Origin of the sequence: Bradyrhizobium sp. 191 (assembly GCF_023100985.1) — a bacterium.
GTDB lineage: Bacteria > Pseudomonadota > Alphaproteobacteria > Rhizobiales > Xanthobacteraceae > Bradyrhizobium > Bradyrhizobium diversitatis.
Genome location: NZ_CP064692.1, coordinates 6,896,899 through 6,914,050, shown reverse-complemented (window position 1 = coordinate 6,914,050; position 17,152 = coordinate 6,896,899). Strand labels below are relative to the sequence as shown.

Sequence of the window (17,152 nt, the reverse complement as noted above, 5' to 3'; positions counted from 1 at the left end):
TCGAATGAGCGGAATCGCAGCCTTGGAAATACAGGAGTCCCCGGCCTGCCACACCCGTCGCGGCATCATCTCGGACTTCGACGGCGTGGCCGATCGCGAAGATACCGCGATCCCGAGTTCGGTCAGAGCGTTTCGCGCCTGGCATGAGCAGGGCGTGCTTTATGCATTCGTCACCACCAACCCGACGCAATCTGCCGCGCAGTTTTTCGAGATCCCCGGCTCACTCTCATGATGACTCCGAGCTTGATCGCGCGCATGCAGACCGATCTCGGCGCGGCCTTGCCGCGCTGGAATCTCTCATCACAATCGACGATCTCCTTCCTGAGCCATTCCGAGAACACAACGTTTCTGGCACGAGACCCGGCATCTGGACGGAGGTTGGTGCTGCGCGTGCAGCGGATCGGCTATCACACGTCCGCCGAGATCAGGTCCGAGCTCGCCTGGATCGACTCGCTGATCGCGGAAGATGCCGTCGTCACGCCTCGCCCGGTCGCCGACGGTGAGGCCCGACCGCTATCTCAGATCGTCCTGAACGGCTCACCGCGACAGATTGCGGCATTCGAGTTTCTCAGCGGCAAGGAGCCCGATCCATCAGAGGATCTCGTCGCCTGGTTCGGCAAACTCGGTGCGATCAGCGCCAGACTTCACGCGCATAGTCGCCGGTGGAAGAGACCGCCGGACTTTCAGCGGAAGGTCTGGGATTTTGACGCAATGTTGGGCACTCGACCGTTGTGGGGTGATTGGCGCGCCGGTCTTGGCCTTCGCGACGATGGCCTGAAATTGCTGGAGAGGGTCGCAGACACCCTGAAGCAGCGTCTTGACAGCTACGGAAGCACAAACGACCGGTTCGGCCTCGTCCACGCCGATCTGCGGCTGGCCAACCTTCTCGTCGACGGCCCGCGCCTCGGTGTGATCGACTTCGACGATTGCGGCTTCTCCTGGTTCTTCTACGACTTTGCCGCCGCCGTCAGCTTCATGGAGCATGAGCCCGTGCTAGCTGAGCTCCAGGCGTCTTGGCTCGCCGGGTATCGCGAGATTGCGCCGGTTTCGCGCGGGGACGAACTCATGCTGCCCGTTTTCGTCATGCTCCGGCGCATGCTGCTGACGGCATGGATCGCGTCGCATTCCGACACCGAGACCGCACGACAATTAGGATCGGCCTACACCGACGGAACCGTCGCGATGGGAGAGCGATTCCTGCAAGCGCTTTGATGGCCCCGTCACGCGACCGGATCGCTTGCTACCTTCACGCCGGTCTGTCCTTCACTCCAGTCCTGCTGTTCCGCGACTCCAGGGCGCTTCGACCAGCATTGCTTGGCCACAAAATATTCCTGGAATGTCAACGTCATCATAATTTCCGATATCGACGAACGATATTTCTAATTTTACAAGCGTCTCCCTCAACGCAAAACTCAGTTTGTGATTGGCGGCGAGTGAGAAGGCGTTGAGATGACTTCCGGTGACTTGGAGTTGGGCGCGCGCGACGTCAGCGTCCAATTCGAAGGCTTGAAAGCGCTGTCCAAGGTCACGCTTACGGTTCCCCGGGGACGCATCACCGGACTGATCGGTCCCAACGGCGCCGGGAAGACGACGCTCATCAACGTGCTGACAGGCTTCCAGCCGGTCGGCACAGGGACCGTCGACCTGGAAGGTGAGGTGCTCAACGGCATCGCGGCCCACAAGCTTCGACGCAAGGGCGTCGCGCGCACCTTTCAGTCCGGCCGCCTTTTTCGCGACCTGCCGGTCGTGGACAATCTCGAGGTCACGGGCGTGGGTATGGGCCAGACGCGGCGCGAGGCGATCACGGAGGCCGAGCGCGTGATGACTTGGCTTGGCATCTCGCACCTCGGCAGCACGATCGCAGGCGCCCTGCCCTACACCGACGAGCGCCGCGTCGCCATCGGCCGTGCCATCATGTGCACGCCGCGCTATCTGCTGCTGGACGAGCCCGCGGCCGGCATGTCCGAGCATGAAAGCCACGATCTGGCCTTCATCATCAGGCGGATCGCCGGTGAACTCGGCGTCGGTATGCTGCTGATCGAGCACAACATTGGCCTCGTGCTCGAACTCTGTGAGCGCATCTTCGTGCTCGATTCCGGCGAAATCATCGAAGTCGGGGTTCCTGCGCAAATCCGCAACAGCGACGCTGTTCGGCATGCCTATATGGGCACGCAGCGCGACGAAGTGATTCCGCCGCTCGCGACCGAGATGGGTGCCGCATCATGACGCTGCTCGCCGTCGACGACATCACCGTAAACTACGGACGCCTGACGGCCTTGCGCGGCGTCACGCTCAGGATCGCCGAGGGTGAGGTTCTGTTCGTGACAGGCGCCAATGGCGCAGGCAAGTCGACCCTGCTGAACGCGATCGCCGGCGTCGTGCCGGCGGGCTCGGGCTCCATCATCATGGACGGCGCCAAAGTGACGGGTGCCTCACCGGAGGACATCGCCCGGCGGGGATTTTCGCTGGTTCCGGAAGGACGCAACGTCTTCGGCGCACTGAGCATCGAGGAAAATCTGAAGGTCGGCGCCGGTATGCGAGCCGACAGGAACAAGATCGCCGGCGATCTGGAGTCCGTCTACGCCGAGTTCCCGATGCTGGCCGATCGCCGTCACGACGCGGCCGGCATGCTCTCCGGCGGCCAGCAGCAGATGCTCGTCATCGGTCGTGCGTTGATGACGGCCCCGCGCATCATGGCCATCGACGAGCCTTCGCTGGGACTTGCACCCAAGATCATCGATCAGGTCTACGAGATCCTCGTGCGGCTACGGGCGCAACGCAAGCTGACGCTGCTGATCGTCGAGCAGAGCTCGACGCGCGCCATGATGACTGGCGGACGCATGATCCTGATCCGCGGCGGGCGCATCGTCCTCGAGGGGCCCGCGGCCGACATGATCAAGGACGAGCGCCTGAAGCAGGCCTATTTCGGCTTCGGAGACCACTGAGAATGACGGCGGTTCTGCAGATCATCTTCGACGCGCTGAGCCTCGGCAGTCTCTACGCTCTCGGCGCGCTGGGTATTGCCCTGATCTTCGGCGTCATGCGGCTCGTCAACTTCGCCCATGGCGACTTCATAGCGTTCTGCGTTTTCGCAATGCTATGGCCGTCGATCGATGCAACGGCGGTCGTTTTCGCCGGAATGCTGCCGTTCTATCTCCTGATTCCGCTCTTGCTGATCATCGGCGCGGCACTGTCGATCCTGTCGGAGATCATCGTATTCCGCCGTTTCCGCAACGCCAATCCGGCGACCATGATGATTGCGTCCTTCGCCCTCGGATTCGTCATCCGGCACCTGCTGCTGATGCTCTATTCGAGCCGACCGAAATCCATCACGCTTTGGCCGGGCCTCGGCCTGCCCGTCGATTTTCTCGGCGCCCACATCCCGATGCTGCAAGTCGTGACCATCATCATCACGCTGGCAGCACTCGCCGTGCTCGTGCTGTTCCTCAAGCGCACGCGCTATGGCCTGGAGATGCGCGCTGCGGCCGACAATTTCACCATGGCGCGCATGCTCGGAGTCCGCGCCAACGGCGTCATCCTGCTGGCCTTTGCCATCAGCGGCATGCTGGCCGCAGCGATCGGATTGATCCTGGCGACCATCTCCGGCACCGCCGACATCAACATGGGCGCCAACGTCATGCTGATCGCCTTCATCGCCACCGTGATCGGCGGTCTCGGCAGTGTGCCCGGCGCCGTCGCGGGCGGCTTCATCATTGGTGCCGCCAGTGTCGTCTTCCAGGCAACATTGCCACACGACGCGCGCGTCTTTCGCGATGCCTTCGTCTATGGCGCGGTGATCGTCGTCCTTCTGGTGCGGCCACAGGGCCTGTTTGCACCGAAATCCGCCAAGCAGAGGGTCTGATCGATGTCAAAGCGGCCGTCTGTCATCCGGCAAACGATCATGACCCCGATCCTGCTGATCGTCGTGCTGCTCATCATGGCTACGCTGAGTTATCAATTCGGCAGCCGCGCGTTCAACCGGACTGCCGTCGAGATGTTCATCAACATCATGGTGGTCGTCGGCCTCTACGTCTTTGTCGGAAATTCCGGCCTGCTGTCGTTCGGCCACATCAGCTTCATGTGCCTCGGCGCCTACATGACCGCCTGGCTCGCGATTCCGCCCGTGATGAAGTCGATCACGCTCAAGGGACTGCCCACATGGCTTCTGCATACGCAATTGCCGATGTGGGTCGCCACACCCATTTCGGGCGTGTTCGCGGCGTTGGTCGCGCTCGTCGTCGGGCGCGTCATCATGCGCCTGTCGGGGATTGCAGCCTCGATCGCGACCTTCGGACTGCTTGGCGTCGTCAACAACGTCTACTCGAACTGGGATTCGGTCACGGGCGGACAAGGTTCGATCGTCGGCATACCACCGACCATGAACGTATGGATTGGCTGGCTGGGTGCGGCGGTTGCGATCGCGATCGCGTACCTCTACGCGACCTCCCGCTCCGGGCTCGCGCTTCGCGCCACACGCGACGAGTCCGTCGCCGCCAGCGCCTCCGGAATCGACATCGTTCGTGAACGGCTGATCGCGTTCGTGGTCAGCGCCTTCATCATCGGCATCGCCGGCGCGCTCTACGCGCACTTCCTCAGCATCGTCAACCCCGGTGCCTTTTATCTGCGGACGACCTTCATCACGCTGTCGATGCTGGTCGTCGGCGGCATGTACAGCCTCAGCGGGGCAGTCACCGGCGTGGTCGCAATCTCGGTGCTGATCGAGTTCTTCCGCAACCTCGAAAAGGGCATCAGCCTCGGCACACTCAAGGTGGCACTGCCGAACGGGGCTCAGGAGATCGCGATCGGAATCATCACCATCGTCATCCTGATGTACCTGCCGGCCGGCCTCACCCGCAACCGGGAGTTTTCCTGGCGCGGCTGGCCGATGCTGCGACGATTGTCGCGCCCTGTGCAGACGGCGGTGAAGGAACTGAACTGAATGTTACTGCACACCTGGAGGAATGATTATGCGTCTTGCGAGAACACTAGGCGTCCTGATTGGACTGTCCGCACTCTGGTTTGCGCCGGCCAGGGCGGCCGACGAGATCGTCATCGGATTTGCGACCGCAGCTTCAGGCTTCATGCAAGCCTACGACAAGCCGGCACAAGATGCGGCAATGATCCGCATCGACGAAATCAATAAGGCAGGCGGCTTGCTCGGCAGGAAGATCAAGGCCGTCTTTGCCGACACCAAGACCGATCAGGCTGAAGGCGCCAAGGCCGGCCTCGCGGTGCTCGACCAGGGCGCCGACCTCGTGGTCGTCTCCTGCGATTACGACTTCGGCGCGCCGGCGGCACTCCAGGCGCAAGCGGCCGGCAAGGTCTCGTTCTTCCTCTGCGCCGAATCGATCAAGGCCGGCATCCCCGGCGTCGGTCCCTACTCGTTCTCCGGCTCCGTCCTGGCCGCCGTGCAGGGCGCGACCATGGCGGAGTGGGCCTACAACCAGAAGAACGCTCGCACCTTCTATAGGTTGCTCGATAGCTGGACCGTCTACAACAAGGGCATCTGCGACGGCTTCGACTGGATGATGCCGAAGCTAAAGGATGCGAAACTGGCCGGAAGCGACACGTTCAAGAATGATGACGCTTCGATTGCGTCCCAGATCACGCGTATAAAGAGCCTGCCAAAGGAACCCGACGCCATCATGGTCTGCACGATGATGCCAGGCGCGGTTTCGGCCATCAAACAGATCCGGGCCGCCGGTATCAAGTCGATGATCCTCAACGGCTCGAGCATGGACGGCAGCTACTGGCTGAACGCCATTCCGGATCTGTCGAATTTCTACGTTCCGGTGCAGGGCTCGATCTACGGCGACGATCCCAATCCGAAGGTCAACGAGTTCAACAAGAAGTACAAGGAAGTGACGGGCGGCGATCCGTCCAGCCAGTACGTCTATCCCGGTTATGTCCTGATCGAAGTCTGGGCCAAGGCGGTCGAGCGCGCCAAGACCACGGACGCTCCGGCCGTCGTCGCCGAGCTGGAAAAGATGAACAACGAGGCCACGCTGTTCGGTCCGCGTACCTTCAACAAGGACATCCACCATCAGAACCAGGGTCGTTACCTGATCATCGACACCGAGGGCGGCAAGCCGAAGATGGTTGATCAGTGGACGATCTCGGAAAAGATCCCGGTCGATTATCTGGTGTCGAAGTAAATCGGCATTGTGCCGCCCGCGGTGCCTGTCGCACCTGCGGGCGGCCCTACCCCTTTGATCGAACGCAAGCCGTTGAGAGGAAGCAGGAGATGGTCATGATTAATTGCGACATGGGCGAGGCTTACGGTCTCTACAAAATGGGCGACGACAACGGGCTGATGCCCCACATCGATGTCGCTAACGTGGCTTGCGGCTTCCATGCATCCGACTTCAATCACATGCGCAAGACGGTGCATCTCGCCAAGCAATTCGGCGTCAAGGTCGGCGCCCACCCGTCACTGCCGGACTTGCAAGGTTTTGGACGGCGGGAGATGAAGATCGACCGTGAGGAGTTGACGAACTGCCTGCTCTATCAGATCGGCGCGCTCAAGGCATTCCTCGATGCCGAAGGCATGCCGCTCAATCACATCAAGCCGCATGGCGCCCTCTATGGCATGGCCGCGCGCAACGAGAACATCGCGGAGGCCGTCGCAGACGCCGCCGATGTCTACAAGGTACCCCTGCTCGGCATGAAGGGCACGCTGCATCAGATGGTCTATGAGCGGCGCGGCCACACCTTCGTCGCCGAATACTACGCCGACCTCGACTACAACGCCGATGGCAGCCTCATCATCACGCGCGAGCACGAGGCCAAGGATCCGGCCGATGCGGCGACGCGTTGCACGCGAGCCGTGAATGAAGGCAAGACCCGGTCGGTGGCTGGAAACGACGTACTGGTCGGCGCCGACTCGATCTGCATCCACTCCGACACGCCCAATGCCGTCGCAATCGCGCACGCCGTTCGCGAGGCCGTCCGTCCCTACCTCACCGCGCGGTGAGGCGGGCTGGACAACGACGATCCTTCAGGAGCACTCCATGGCAACACAGCAAATATTCTCGCCGCTACCGGGCATATTCTATCGCAAGCCCGCCCCCGACAAGCCGGACTACAAGACTGACGGCGACATCATCGCGGAGAGCGATACGATCGGACTCATTGAGGTGATGAAATCGTTCAACGAGGTCAAGGCGGGCGCGGCGGGCAAGATCGTGCGATTCCTGGCCGAGAATGAGGAAGCCGTGATGGCGGGGCAGCCGATTGCCGAGATTGACGTTTGAGACCGCCAAACCGGCCATGACGATCCAGAAACTCCTCATAGCCAATCGCGGCGAGATCGCCGTCCGCATCATCCGTGCGGCGCGCGAGCTCGGCATTGCGACCGTTCAGGTCTATAGCAAGGCCGACAAGGACTCGCTCGCGGTTCGGCTCGCGGACGAGTCGATCGAGATCGGTCCGCCGCAAGCTTCGAAATCATATCTCAACCAGGCGACGATCCTCGCCGCTGCGAGGACGACCGGCGCCGACGCAATCCACCCCGGCTATGGCTTCCTGGCGGAGAACGCCGAGTTCGCAGCCGCCGTCGAAGCGGCCGGACTGATCTTTGTCGGCCCGACAGCGCAATCGATCAGACTGATGGGCGACAAGGTCGCAGCCCGCGAGGCTGCGGCAGCGGCCGGCGTGCCGACCGTCCCCGGCAGCGCGGGACGCCTGGAGTCTGCCGACGCAGCCTTCGCACTGGTCGAAAAGACCGGCTTTCCGGTGATGATCAAGGCCGCGGCTGGCGGTGGCGGACGCGGCATCCGTATCGCGCGTTCAGCCGAGGAATTTCATCATCTCATGCCGCAGGCGCAAGCGGAAGCACTCGCGGCTTTCGGCGATGGCGGGCTCTATGTCGAGAAGCTGATCGAAGGCGCGCGGCACATCGAGGTGCAAATCCTCGGCGACGGGTGCGACGTCATCCATTGTTTCGAGCGCGAGTGCTCGCTGCAACGACGCCGTCAGAAGGTCTGGGAAGAAGCGCCCTCGCCTTCGCTGACGCCGGCCGTTCGCGACGAGCTGTGTTCGTCGGCAGTCGCGCTCGCCAAGGCCGTCGACTATCGCGGTGCCGGAACGCTCGAATATCTCTATGACGACCGGAGCCACGAATTCTACTTTCTGGAGATGAACACACGCATCCAGGTCGAGCATCCCGTCACGGAAATGGTCACCGGCATCGACCTCGTGGGCGAAATGATCCGGATTGCCGGCGGCGAGCCGCTGCGTATCAGCCAGGATCAGGTTCGCGTCCGCGGTCATTCGATTGAGGTCCGCATCAACGCCGAGGATCCCGCGAAGGGATTTCTTCCATGCCCCGGCACAATCAGCACGCTCAGCGTACCCGAAGGCGAAGCCGTGCGTTTCGACAGCATGCTCTATCAGGGCTACACCGTACCGCCGTTCTACGACAGTCTGCTCGGCAAGCTGATCGTGCACGGCGAGGACAGACCGAGCGCGATCCGGCGGCTCGAGCGCGCCCTTGCGGAGCTCAGCGTCGAGGGCTTGGCGACGACAAAGCCCTTGCATCAGGCGCTCGTACGCGATCCGGACGTCCGGGCCGCGCGCTTTCATACAGCCTGGCTCGAGCCATGGTTGGAAACCCATGCGGCAGCGCTAACGACAGCAGAGCCGTCAACGACCGCCAAGGTCGCCCGATGACCGCAAGAGAATCCGCCCCGTCGGCAACAGGAGGCCGCTAGTCATGCAAACCCGATTTTCCTACGGCGGCGACGAGCACATCTTCGCCGAGGTCGCCGAGTCCATGTCACTGGAGGCCTTCTTCAAGGGCCTCTTCGTCACCAATGCAGTGCGCGACGCCAGGATCAAGGGCGTGATCGAGATCTGCCCCGCCAACGCGTCCTATCAAGTCAAGTTCGATCCGGATCAGATAAGGCCCGACGATCTGCTTGTCGAGCTGAAACAGCTGGATTCCGCATCTGAAACATCCGCACCGGTCATCAAGACGCGGATCATCGAAATCCCGGTTCTTTACAACGATCCCTGGACACACGAGACGCTGATGCGCTTCCGCGAGCGCCATCAGGATCCGAACGGCACCGACCTCGAATATGCTGCGCGCATCAACGGGCTCGACGGAGTCGACGCCTTCATCAAGGCGCACTCCAGCGCGCCATGGTTCGTCTCCATGGTCGGCTTCGTCGCAGGCTTGCCGTTCCTCTATCAGATGGTGGAACGCCAACGGCAGATCCAGGCGCCGAAGTATCTTCGCCCACGCACGGACACGCCAAAACTCACCGTCGGGCACGGCGGATGCTTCAGCTGCATCTACTCGGTACGCGGCGCCGGCGGCTACCAGATGTTCGGCATCACGCCGATGCCGATCTACGATCCCAACCAGAAGATCAGCTACCTGCGTGACTTCATGTGCCTGTTCAAGCCGGGCGACATCGTGAAATGGAAACCGATCGACCGACCGGCCTATGACGCTGCGGTGGCCGATGTCGATGCGGGCCGTTTCGCGCCGATCATCCGCGACGTCTCATTCTCGCTGACCGAGTTCAACAACGACATCGACGCCTACAATCGCAAACTCGAGGGGGTTCTCCATGGCAATTAAGGTCCTGAAGCCCGGCCTTGCCACAACCGTCCAGGACTTGGGACGTCCCGGCTATTATCACATCGGCATCCCGCTTTCCGGCGGCATGGATCGTCACGCGCTCGCCGCCGCCAACCTGCTCGTGGGCAACGAGGAAGGCGCTGCGGTTCTCGAGGCCGTGTTCATGGGGCCGGAGCTCGAATTTACCGATGACGCCGTGGTCGCGATCACTGGAGCCGAGCTGCCGCCAAAGCTCGACGGCGAGCCGCGCGAGACCTGGACGAGCTTCAAGGTGAAGCGCGGCCAGAAGCTCTCCTTCGATTTCCTCAAGCAGGGCGCGCGCGGCTATATCGCGATCGCCGGTGGCATCGACGTGCCGCTTGTCCTGGGCTCGCGTTCCACCTACGCGCTCGGCGCGCTTGGCGGCTTCAAGGGCCGAAAGCTCGAGGCCGGTGACGAACTTCCAATCGGCAAGGCCGCCGCAGCGGTCAAGGAAGGCCGCTCGGTCGGGAAAGATCTGCGCGGCCTGCCGGCGGCGATGCCAACGGAACTGCGCGTGATGCCGGGGCTATATTGGCATCGCATCACCGACACGGCTGGCAACGGCTTCTTCGGCGACACCTGGAAGGTTGCGCCGGAAGCCGATCGCATCGGCTACCGTTTCAAAGGTGGCAAGCCGCTCGAGTTCGTGCCGCGCGAGCCGCCCTTCGGGGCCGGTTCAGATCCGTCCAATATCACCGATGCCTGCTATCCCTACGGGTCGATCCAAGTTCCCGGCGGTACCGAACCGATTGTACTGCATCGCGACGCCGTCTCGGGCGGCGGCTATTTCATGGTCGGCACGGTCATCGCCGCGGACATGGATTTGATCGGCCAGCTCCAGCCGAATACACCGGTCAGGTTCGTCAAGGTTGGGATGGATGAGGCGCTTGCGGCGCGCAAGAGCCGGGCCGGGTTGCTGGGCAAGCTCCGGAGCGCGTTGGCGTAACGGCCTTGGGCTGAGGGGGTGGTACGCGCGGCTGCCAAGCCCCGAGGCAATCGTGCGTGGTCGCTCTGACCGCCCCTCCACTCCACTGACTTTGTTCCTCCAGTTGTCGGAGCGAGCGTTGGGCACGGGAGTTGCAAAGAAAATTGATGCGCGAGAAGCAGCGCTCAAGCGCTCATGAGTTAGGCAAACTCAAAATATCGGATCGACTGCGATGTCCGTTTCTCTGAAACAAATCCGCTATTTCATCGCCGCTGCCGAAACTGGACGGATCAGCCAGGCGGCCATCGACCTGAATGTCTCGCAGTCCGCAGTCACCGCCGCGATCCAGCAACTCGAAGCGATAGTCTGCGCCCGCCTGCTGGAACGTACCCCGGCCGGGGTAACCGTCACCATGGAGGGCAGCCGGTTCCTGTCGCAGGGACGCCAGATCCTTGCTTCAGTCGCCGAAGCCGTCCGCGGGACGCATATCTCCGCCGGTCCGCTGTTCGGAACGGTGCGCATCGGCGTCACCTATACCGTATCCGGCTATTTTCTGCCGCGCCATCAGATGCGTTTCCAGGCAAGCTTTCCCGGGATCACGGTCGAGCTGTACGAGGCGCCGCGGGACGTACTCGAACGTGCCGTCGTCGACGGTGCGCTCGATCTCGCGGTCATGCTGGTCTCGAACCTGCACAACAACGCCATGCTTGCGAGCGAGACGTTGTTGCGGTCGCCGCGCCGGTTGTGGCTCGCTCCCGATCATCCATTGACCCGCGCCGAGCGCGTCCATCTCGCTGAGATCGCGACCTACCCTTACGTCATGCTCACCGTCGACGAGGCCAAGCATACGTCGATGCGCTACTGGAACGCCTTGTCGCTCGAACCGCGAACGATCTTCCGCACTTCCTCCGTCGAAGCCGTCCGATCCATGGTTGCAGGCGGAATGGGCATTACGATCCTGTCCGATCTCGTCTACCGTCCCTGGTCGCTCGAGGGACAACGGATCGAGACCCGCGTCATCGAGAACGAAGTGCCCAGCATGGACGTCGGACTGGCCTGGCGCCGTGACACCCAATTTTCGGAGGCCGCCAAGGCGTATCGCGACTTCATGCGCTTCGCCGTGGCGGGTGTTGGTCCCGTACGTCCTCCTGTCGGCATCGACCACAGACAACGATCGGACGAGGCCATCGAAATCTGAGATATCGGCACCTGCTGAAATTCGAATTGACGTCGGCAGGTCGTCCTCGCCAAGCTTGGGCCAACCACGGCAGTCGGCGCGATGAAAGACCGTAAGGCCCAAACGGACGACGACAAGGACGGAGTGCGGCATGCAGGCCACTTATGCGACCAGCGATGTTCCCTTGCAAAATCGACGGCATTTCTGGCGGGACGTTGTCTCCAACACCTACTTCCCGCTCGATCTTGTCTTTCCCGGCGGTCGCAACTTCCATGCGGGCCTGGGCGCATGGTCCATGGGTCCGATCTCGATATCCCGCAATGTCTCAAATGGCCTGCTCTACAGGCGCCGCGAGCGGCACCTCGCGAATGAGCGGGAAGAATGCTTCCTCATCACGGTCCCCGAGCTCGCCGAGATCCGTTTCGTGCAGGACGGCAAGGACGTTCGGTGCCGGCCCGGCGCATTCGTGATCGAGCGAAGCCATCTGCCCTATGAATTCAGCCATCATGATCCGGCGGCGCTCTGGGTGCTGAAGATCCCGAGCGCCGTCCTGCGTGCTCGGATATCCCGCCCGGAACGCCTTGCCACGCTGCAATTCGACGCCAGCCGCAGCGTGGGCGCACTTTTCGTCGACACGCTGCGACTTGCCGGCGAACGCATCGCGGATATGGACGACACGGCTCGCGCCGTAATGGGCAAGCATCTCATCGATCTCTTGGCGATGGTGATCGAATCCGACGACCGCGTGCTGGTGGGCCATTCCTCGTCCGTTCGCAATGGCCATCTCCATCGCTGCGAGCAGTTCATTCGCACTCGCCTCGACGACATGCGGCTCACCCCGCAAATGGTCGCAGACGGCTGTGGCATCTCACTCAGATATCTTCATCAGGTCTTTGAGGGCGAAGGTGTCACCGTTTGCGCCTATATCCGGAACCAGCGCCTGTCGATGTCCGACGCCATGCTGCGCGATCCGTCCTGCCGCAAGAGCATCTCGGAAATCGCCTACCATTGGGGTTTCGGTGACCAGGCCCAGTTCAGCCGGAACTACCGCAGCCGGTTCGGCTGCACCCCGAGCGAGGCCCGCGCTGCGGCACGCACCGCCCTATCCTGAAGGCACATTTGCGCGCCTGACCAACCCTTAGGCAGCCGATAGTCGGCGTCGGCACGTCGACCGTTGCTGCTCTCTCGCACAAATTTTCCTGCGCTCAGCGTCAAGAACTGCCGCCACCGATTTGCATATGATCGGTGATCGCAATTCGATGAGGAAGTCGCATGGTGCAGAACCTTCGTGTGGCCGTCGACGTCGGCGGCACCTTTACGGATATCTGCATCATGGACGAGGCAACCGGCCTCATCCGTATCGAAAAGACGTCGTCGACGCCCGATCCCATCGAGGGGATCATGGGCGGCGTATCCAAGGCAGGCATCAATCTTACCGATGTGGCGCTATTCTCCCACGGCACGACGGTTGCGACCAACGCACTGATCACGCGCCGCCTGCCACGCACCGCCGTGGTCACGACCAAGGGGTTTCGCGACGTCATCGAGATCCGGCGCGCCAACAAGGAAGACCTCTGGGACACCTACAAGGATGTCGTCAAGCCTTATGTCCCGCGGCGCGACCGCCTGACCGTGCCGGAACGGGTCGACGCCGGCGGCATCGTGATCGAGCCGCTCGATGTCGAGGCCGCGCGCAACGTCGCGCGCATCCTCAAGCGCCGCGGCGTTGCCGCGATCGCGGTCTGCTTCATGAACGCCTATCTCAACGGGGCGAACGAGCGGGCCATGCGCGATATCCTCATCGAGGAAATGCCTGACATTCCGGTCTCGATCTCCTCGCAGGTGCTCCCCGAAATCTTCGAGCACGAGCGGTTTTCGACGACCGTTGCCAATGCCGTCGTCAGCCCGGTCGTGGTTAGCTACACGAGTAGGCTCGGCGAGCGCCTCGCCGAGGAAGGCTATACCCGCGATCTCCTGCTGTTGCACACCGGCGGCGGCGTCATGACGCCGGCCAGCGTCAAGGACTTCGCCGCGCGTCTGGCTGGTTCCGGAATCGCCGCCGGTGCCATCGCCAGCCGCTACATCGCCGGTCTTTGCGGCTTTCCCAATTCGATCGGCCTCGACATGGGCGGCACCTCGACCGACGTCTCGCTGGCCTATGAAGGGCAATCGCGCATCACCAAGGACTGGCACATCGAGTTCGGCTATCCGATCCGCTTCGCGTCCATCGAGGTCCTCACCATCGGAGCCGGTGGCGGATCACTGGCCTGGACCGACTCGGCCGGCTCCTTGCGCAACGGGCCGCAATCCGCCGGCGCCTTTCCGGGTCCCGCCTGTTACAGCAACGGCAACACGCAGCCCACCAATACGGATGCCAACGTCACGCTGGGCCGGCTCGGCACTAATCTCGCCGGCGGCAAGGTGAAGCTGGACCCCATGCTGGCACGCCAGGCAGTCGAGGACGGCGTCGCAAAGCCATTCGGCCTCGGCCTGCACGAGGCTGCCGACGCGATCGTCAAGGTTGCCAACGCCAACATGTCGGATGCTGTGCGGCTGATCTCGATCAGCCGCGGCTACGATCCGCGCGATTTCGCTCTGGTCGCCTTCGGCGGCGCAGGTGCCCTGCATGGGGTCGATGTCGCGCGCGAGCTTGCCATCCCCGTCGTCATCGTGCCGCCTAATCCCGGCGTGACATCGGCTCTTGGCTGCCTCCTGGTCGACATGCAGCACGACTTTTCGCAGAGCTGTATGGTCGGCGCCGACGAGGCTGATGCCGCCGATATCGAGGCGCAGTTCGCGGCGCTGGAGAAGGACGCACTCGCCCGGCTCACCTACGAAGGCATCGCACCACAGGATATCGTGCTCCAGCGATCGATCGACATGATGTATCGCGGCCAGTGGCGCTCGCTCGCGGTCCACGCGCCGAGCCCCATCGGCGCGATCGCCGACCTCGTCCAGAGCTTCCATTCCGAGCACCAGCGTGAATACAATTTCCGCCGCGACAGCGCGCCGGTCAGCTTCTTTCGTCTCAATCTGAAGGCGGTGGGCGTCGTCCCCAAGGCGGAGTTCGCCGTCCACGAACCGACCGGTGCGATCCCTGAGCCGGTTGGCCGCCGCAGGGTGTGGTTCGAAGGCAACGGATTGGACACGCCCGTCTACGAGCGCGACGACCTGCCCTGCGGCTTCTCCTTTCAGGGCCCCGCGATCGTCGAGCAGGTCGACGCAACCACTGTCGTGCCGCCAGGCGCCAGCGCCGAGGTCGACAAATATCTCAACATCATCATCCGCGTGAAGGAGTGAACCATGGCCGGAGACCTCCCGCTCGACCCCGTCACCTTCGAAGTTCTCAAGAACTCCTTCATCACCAGCGTCGACCAGATGGGCGAGCAGGTGCTTCGGACCTGCTACTCCTTCGTCATCTACAACCGCGATTTTTCCAGTGCCCTGCATGACGCCCGCGGCGAGTGCGCCGCACAGGGCAATCAGGACATCGCGGTCCATGTCGGCACGCTGCATTTCACCTGCAAGGACGTCATGCGCTTCTTCGACGGTGACATGCATGAGGGCGACGTCTTCGCCATCAACGACCCCTACGCCGGCGGCACGCACTTCCCGGATGTGCGCCTGATCCGGCCGATCTTTGCCGACGGCAAGATCATCGCCTTCAGCCAGTCGAACGGTCATTGGTCGGACGTCGGCGGGAGCGTGCCGGGATCGTTCGACGTCGCCGCACGCGAAATGTTCCGCGAGGGGCTGCGCATCACGCCGATCCGCCTGTTCGACAAGGGGCGCTTCTGCAAGGACGTTGCGCATCTGATTGCCTCCAATACCCGCGATCCGGCGTCGATCATCGGCGACATCCAGGCGCAGTCCCAGGCCACCCAGGTCTGCGAGCGCGAGATCCTGCGTCTCGTCAACAAATATGGTCGCGACACGGTCGAGACCGGCCTTGGCGCCGTGCAGGACTACGTCGAGCGTTCAGTGCGCCAGCGCATCGCGGCGCTGCCCGACGGTGAATGGGAGACCGTCGACTTCATCGACCGCGATCCCGCCGGCAGCGAAGGCATGATCCCGATTCGTATCAAGCTGACGATCGAAGGCGACCGCGCCATCTACGACTTTACCGGCAGCCATCCGACCATCAGCTCGATCTACAACTCGGCCTTCGGCACAACCTTCTCGGCCGTCGCAGCTGGCATGAAGACTTTCTTCCCGGATCTCCCGCTCAATTCCGGATTCTACCGCTGCTTTGAAATCATCGCGCCGGAAGGCTCGATCATCGATGCCAAATGGCCGATCGCGGTCACCGGCTTCCTGATGCCGTTCGAGAAGATCATGAACTCGATCTACGAGATGTGGTCGAAGCTGATGCCGGAGCGCGCGCTCGCCTGCGCGTTCAATCTCGAATATCTGCTCACGGGTGGTCTCGACGCCCGCAGCTCCGACAAGCCAATCTTCATGTTCTACGACTGGCTGCCGGGCGGCTGGGGCGGGCGCAACGGCAAGGACGGCAGCAACGTCACGACGGCTTGCTTCGGCACAGGTCTTATGTCGCAACCCGTCGAAGGCCAGGAGCGCGCCAATCCGATCCTGACCACGGAATGCGAAATCCTAAAGGACTCAGCCGGTCCGGGCAAATGGCGCGGCGGCGCCGGCGTCGTGAAAACCTCCCGCATGCTCCAGGCGGAGAAAACCGTGATCTCCTATATCTGCGACCGCGAGCGTGCGGTGGTGTGGGGCATCGAGGGCGGTCTGCCGTCCATGCCGCACGGCCTGACATTGACCCGCGCCGACGGCAAAGGCGAAGAGCGGCTCGGCTCGATCTTCTCGGATGTCCCGATCGGCGAAGGCGATATCTTCTCACGCCCGACTGCGGGCGGCGGCGGGTTTGGGGATCCACTCGAACGCGACCCGGCCCTCGTGATCGAAGATATCAAGGACGACTACGTCTCGATCGAACGCGCCGCCAAGGATTATGGCGTGGTCGTGCGCACCGTCGATGCTGAACTGTGCGAATATGAGGTCGACATGGCCGCGACTGCGGCGCTTCGCGCCAAAATCAGGGCCGAGCGTGTCGCCAATGTGCGGCTCGATCCTGAGATCGTAGCGGAAAATTATCGCAGCGGTATGATCAGCGCGCTCGACGCGATCCGCCAGCATGCCGTGATCCTCGACTGGGGCACTGGAGCGCTTCTTCCAAAATCCACAAGTCAGTTCCGCGACGTGTTCGAGCGGCGCTCAGTAGCGAAATGGAGCACAGGCTGACCGATCAAACCGAGAGCTCCAGACGCCATGCAGACCCCCGCTTCGAGGTCCGTCGACGTCGCACCATCTCTGCCGGCCGCGCTCGAAGCCCACGACGAAGGCGGCTCAGCGGCCGCGGCCCTGGCCGGTGGTACCTGGATCATGCGCGCTCCAATCCGGCATGAGCCGCTCACCG

17 protein-coding genes are annotated in these 17,152 nt (G+C 62.6%); 16 read left to right on the top strand and 1 reads right to left on the bottom strand.

The features are described 5' to 3' along the window. Positions 1-4: 4 nt before the first annotated feature. Together IVB23_RS32405 and IVB23_RS32400 are read left to right on the top strand one after the other, a co-directional pair. Positions 5-232, top strand: coding sequence for a hypothetical protein (locus IVB23_RS32405; RefSeq protein WP_247801267.1), 228 nt, complete (start codon positions 5-7; stop codon positions 230-232). 23 nt (positions 233-255) lie between these two features. Further along, positions 256-1,212: a phosphotransferase gene (locus tag IVB23_RS32400; RefSeq protein ID WP_247801266.1), complete on the top strand. Its 957-nt coding sequence runs from the start codon at positions 256-258 to the stop codon at positions 1,210-1,212. A gap of 8 nt (positions 1,213-1,220) precedes the next feature. Here the strand turns inward: IVB23_RS32400 and IVB23_RS39370 are convergent, their stop codons facing one another. Next, the gene (locus IVB23_RS39370; RefSeq protein ID WP_256469029.1) at positions 1,221-1,349 is read right to left on the bottom strand and encodes a hypothetical protein; all 129 of its coding nucleotides are present in this window, start codon (positions 1,347-1,349) and stop codon (positions 1,221-1,223) included. Between the two features lie 121 nt (positions 1,350-1,470). Here IVB23_RS39370 and IVB23_RS32395 point away from each other — a divergent pair, with 121 nt between their 5' ends. The 14 genes from IVB23_RS32395 (at position 1,471) to IVB23_RS32330 (ending at position 16,977) form a co-directional block, all read left to right on the top strand. Then, positions 1,471-2,226: an ATP-binding cassette domain-containing protein gene (locus IVB23_RS32395; protein WP_247801265.1), complete on the top strand. Its 756-nt coding sequence runs from the start codon at positions 1,471-1,473 to the stop codon at positions 2,224-2,226. After that, a complete protein-coding gene (locus IVB23_RS32390) occupies positions 2,223-2,945 on the top strand; it encodes an ABC transporter ATP-binding protein (protein WP_247801264.1) in 723 nt (240 codons plus the stop codon). The genes IVB23_RS32395 and IVB23_RS32390 overlap by 4 nt, the downstream gene beginning before the upstream one ends. 2 nt (positions 2,946-2,947) lie before the next feature. Then, entirely contained in the window at positions 2,948-3,862 is a 915-nt protein-coding gene (locus IVB23_RS32385; protein WP_247801263.1) for a branched-chain amino acid ABC transporter permease, read from the top strand. Positions 3,863-3,901: 39 nt separating this feature from the next. Continuing rightward, on the top strand, positions 3,902-4,939 hold the full coding sequence (locus IVB23_RS32380; protein WP_245312273.1) for a branched-chain amino acid ABC transporter permease: 1,038 nt from the start codon (positions 3,902-3,904) through the stop codon (positions 4,937-4,939). 28 nt (positions 4,940-4,967) lie between these two features. After that, positions 4,968-6,155 (top strand): ABC transporter substrate-binding protein, encoded by a 1,188-nt coding sequence (locus IVB23_RS32375; RefSeq protein ID WP_247801262.1) that lies wholly within the window; start codon positions 4,968-4,970, stop codon positions 6,153-6,155. Between the two features lie 89 nt (positions 6,156-6,244). Then, positions 6,245-6,973 (top strand): LamB/YcsF family protein, encoded by a 729-nt coding sequence (locus tag IVB23_RS32370; RefSeq protein WP_247801261.1) that lies wholly within the window; start codon positions 6,245-6,247, stop codon positions 6,971-6,973. Positions 6,974-7,010: 37 nt separating this feature from the next. Beyond that, the gene (locus IVB23_RS32365) at positions 7,011-7,253 is read left to right on the top strand and encodes an acetyl-CoA carboxylase (RefSeq protein WP_061883588.1); all 243 of its coding nucleotides are present in this window, start codon (positions 7,011-7,013) and stop codon (positions 7,251-7,253) included. Positions 7,254-7,269: 16 nt separating this feature from the next. After that, positions 7,270-8,670: an acetyl-CoA carboxylase biotin carboxylase subunit gene (locus IVB23_RS32360; protein WP_197964624.1), complete on the top strand. Its 1,401-nt coding sequence runs from the start codon at positions 7,270-7,272 to the stop codon at positions 8,668-8,670. A gap of 43 nt (positions 8,671-8,713) precedes the next feature. Further along, positions 8,714-9,589 carry a carboxyltransferase domain-containing protein gene (locus IVB23_RS32355; protein ID WP_197964623.1) on the top strand — a complete coding sequence of 292 codons (876 nt, stop codon included), beginning with the start codon at positions 8,714-8,716 and terminating at the stop codon, positions 9,587-9,589. Continuing rightward, complete coding sequence (locus tag IVB23_RS32350) at positions 9,579-10,556, top strand: biotin-dependent carboxyltransferase family protein (protein WP_197964622.1); 978 nt, start codon at positions 9,579-9,581, stop codon at positions 10,554-10,556. Before IVB23_RS32355 ends, IVB23_RS32350 begins: the two co-directional genes overlap by 11 nt. A gap of 211 nt (positions 10,557-10,767) precedes the next feature. Then, positions 10,768-11,733, top strand: a complete 966-nt coding sequence (locus tag IVB23_RS32345; protein WP_247801260.1) for a LysR family transcriptional regulator — start codon at positions 10,768-10,770, stop codon at positions 11,731-11,733. Between the two features lie 130 nt (positions 11,734-11,863). Then, positions 11,864-12,823 (top strand): helix-turn-helix domain-containing protein, encoded by a 960-nt coding sequence (locus tag IVB23_RS32340; RefSeq protein WP_247801259.1) that lies wholly within the window; start codon positions 11,864-11,866, stop codon positions 12,821-12,823. A gap of 164 nt (positions 12,824-12,987) precedes the next feature. Then, positions 12,988-15,012 carry a hydantoinase/oxoprolinase family protein gene (locus tag IVB23_RS32335; protein WP_346659157.1) on the top strand — a complete coding sequence of 675 codons (2,025 nt, stop codon included), beginning with the start codon at positions 12,988-12,990 and terminating at the stop codon, positions 15,010-15,012. A 3-nt stretch (positions 15,013-15,015) separates the two neighbouring features. Continuing rightward, positions 15,016-16,977: a hydantoinase B/oxoprolinase family protein gene (locus IVB23_RS32330; RefSeq protein WP_247801257.1), complete on the top strand. Its 1,962-nt coding sequence runs from the start codon at positions 15,016-15,018 to the stop codon at positions 16,975-16,977. The last annotated feature ends 175 nt before the right edge of the window (positions 16,978-17,152 follow it).

What these genes read in the sequence shown, in the direction of transcription:
- IVB23_RS32405 (WP_247801267.1), top strand. Translation starts at nt 5, where the DNA reads ATGAGCGGAATCGCAGCCTTGGAAATACAGGAGTCCCCGGCCTGCCAC.
- IVB23_RS32400 (WP_247801266.1), top strand. Translation starts at nt 256, where the DNA reads ATGCAGACCGATCTCGGCGCGGCCTTGCCGCGCTGGAATCTCTCATCA.
- IVB23_RS39370 (WP_256469029.1), bottom strand. Translation starts at nt 1,349, where the DNA reads ATGACGTTGACATTCCAGGAATATTTTGTGGCCAAGCAATGCTGGTCG.
- IVB23_RS32390 (WP_247801264.1), top strand. Translation starts at nt 2,223, where the DNA reads ATGACGCTGCTCGCCGTCGACGACATCACCGTAAACTACGGACGCCTG.
- IVB23_RS32385 (WP_247801263.1), top strand. Translation starts at nt 2,948, where the DNA reads ATGACGGCGGTTCTGCAGATCATCTTCGACGCGCTGAGCCTCGGCAGT.
- IVB23_RS32380 (WP_245312273.1), top strand. Translation starts at nt 3,902, where the DNA reads ATGACCCCGATCCTGCTGATCGTCGTGCTGCTCATCATGGCTACGCTG.
- IVB23_RS32375 (WP_247801262.1), top strand. Translation starts at nt 4,968, where the DNA reads ATGCGTCTTGCGAGAACACTAGGCGTCCTGATTGGACTGTCCGCACTC.
- IVB23_RS32370 (WP_247801261.1), top strand. Translation starts at nt 6,245, where the DNA reads ATGGTCATGATTAATTGCGACATGGGCGAGGCTTACGGTCTCTACAAA.
- IVB23_RS32365 (WP_061883588.1), top strand. Translation starts at nt 7,011, where the DNA reads ATGGCAACACAGCAAATATTCTCGCCGCTACCGGGCATATTCTATCGC.
- IVB23_RS32360 (WP_197964624.1), top strand. Translation starts at nt 7,270, where the DNA reads ATGACGATCCAGAAACTCCTCATAGCCAATCGCGGCGAGATCGCCGTC.
- IVB23_RS32355 (WP_197964623.1), top strand. Translation starts at nt 8,714, where the DNA reads ATGCAAACCCGATTTTCCTACGGCGGCGACGAGCACATCTTCGCCGAG.
- IVB23_RS32350 (WP_197964622.1), top strand. Translation starts at nt 9,579, where the DNA reads ATGGCAATTAAGGTCCTGAAGCCCGGCCTTGCCACAACCGTCCAGGAC.
- IVB23_RS32345 (WP_247801260.1), top strand. Translation starts at nt 10,768, where the DNA reads ATGTCCGTTTCTCTGAAACAAATCCGCTATTTCATCGCCGCTGCCGAA.
- IVB23_RS32340 (WP_247801259.1), top strand. Translation starts at nt 11,864, where the DNA reads ATGCAGGCCACTTATGCGACCAGCGATGTTCCCTTGCAAAATCGACGG.
- IVB23_RS32330 (WP_247801257.1), top strand. Translation starts at nt 15,016, where the DNA reads ATGGCCGGAGACCTCCCGCTCGACCCCGTCACCTTCGAAGTTCTCAAG.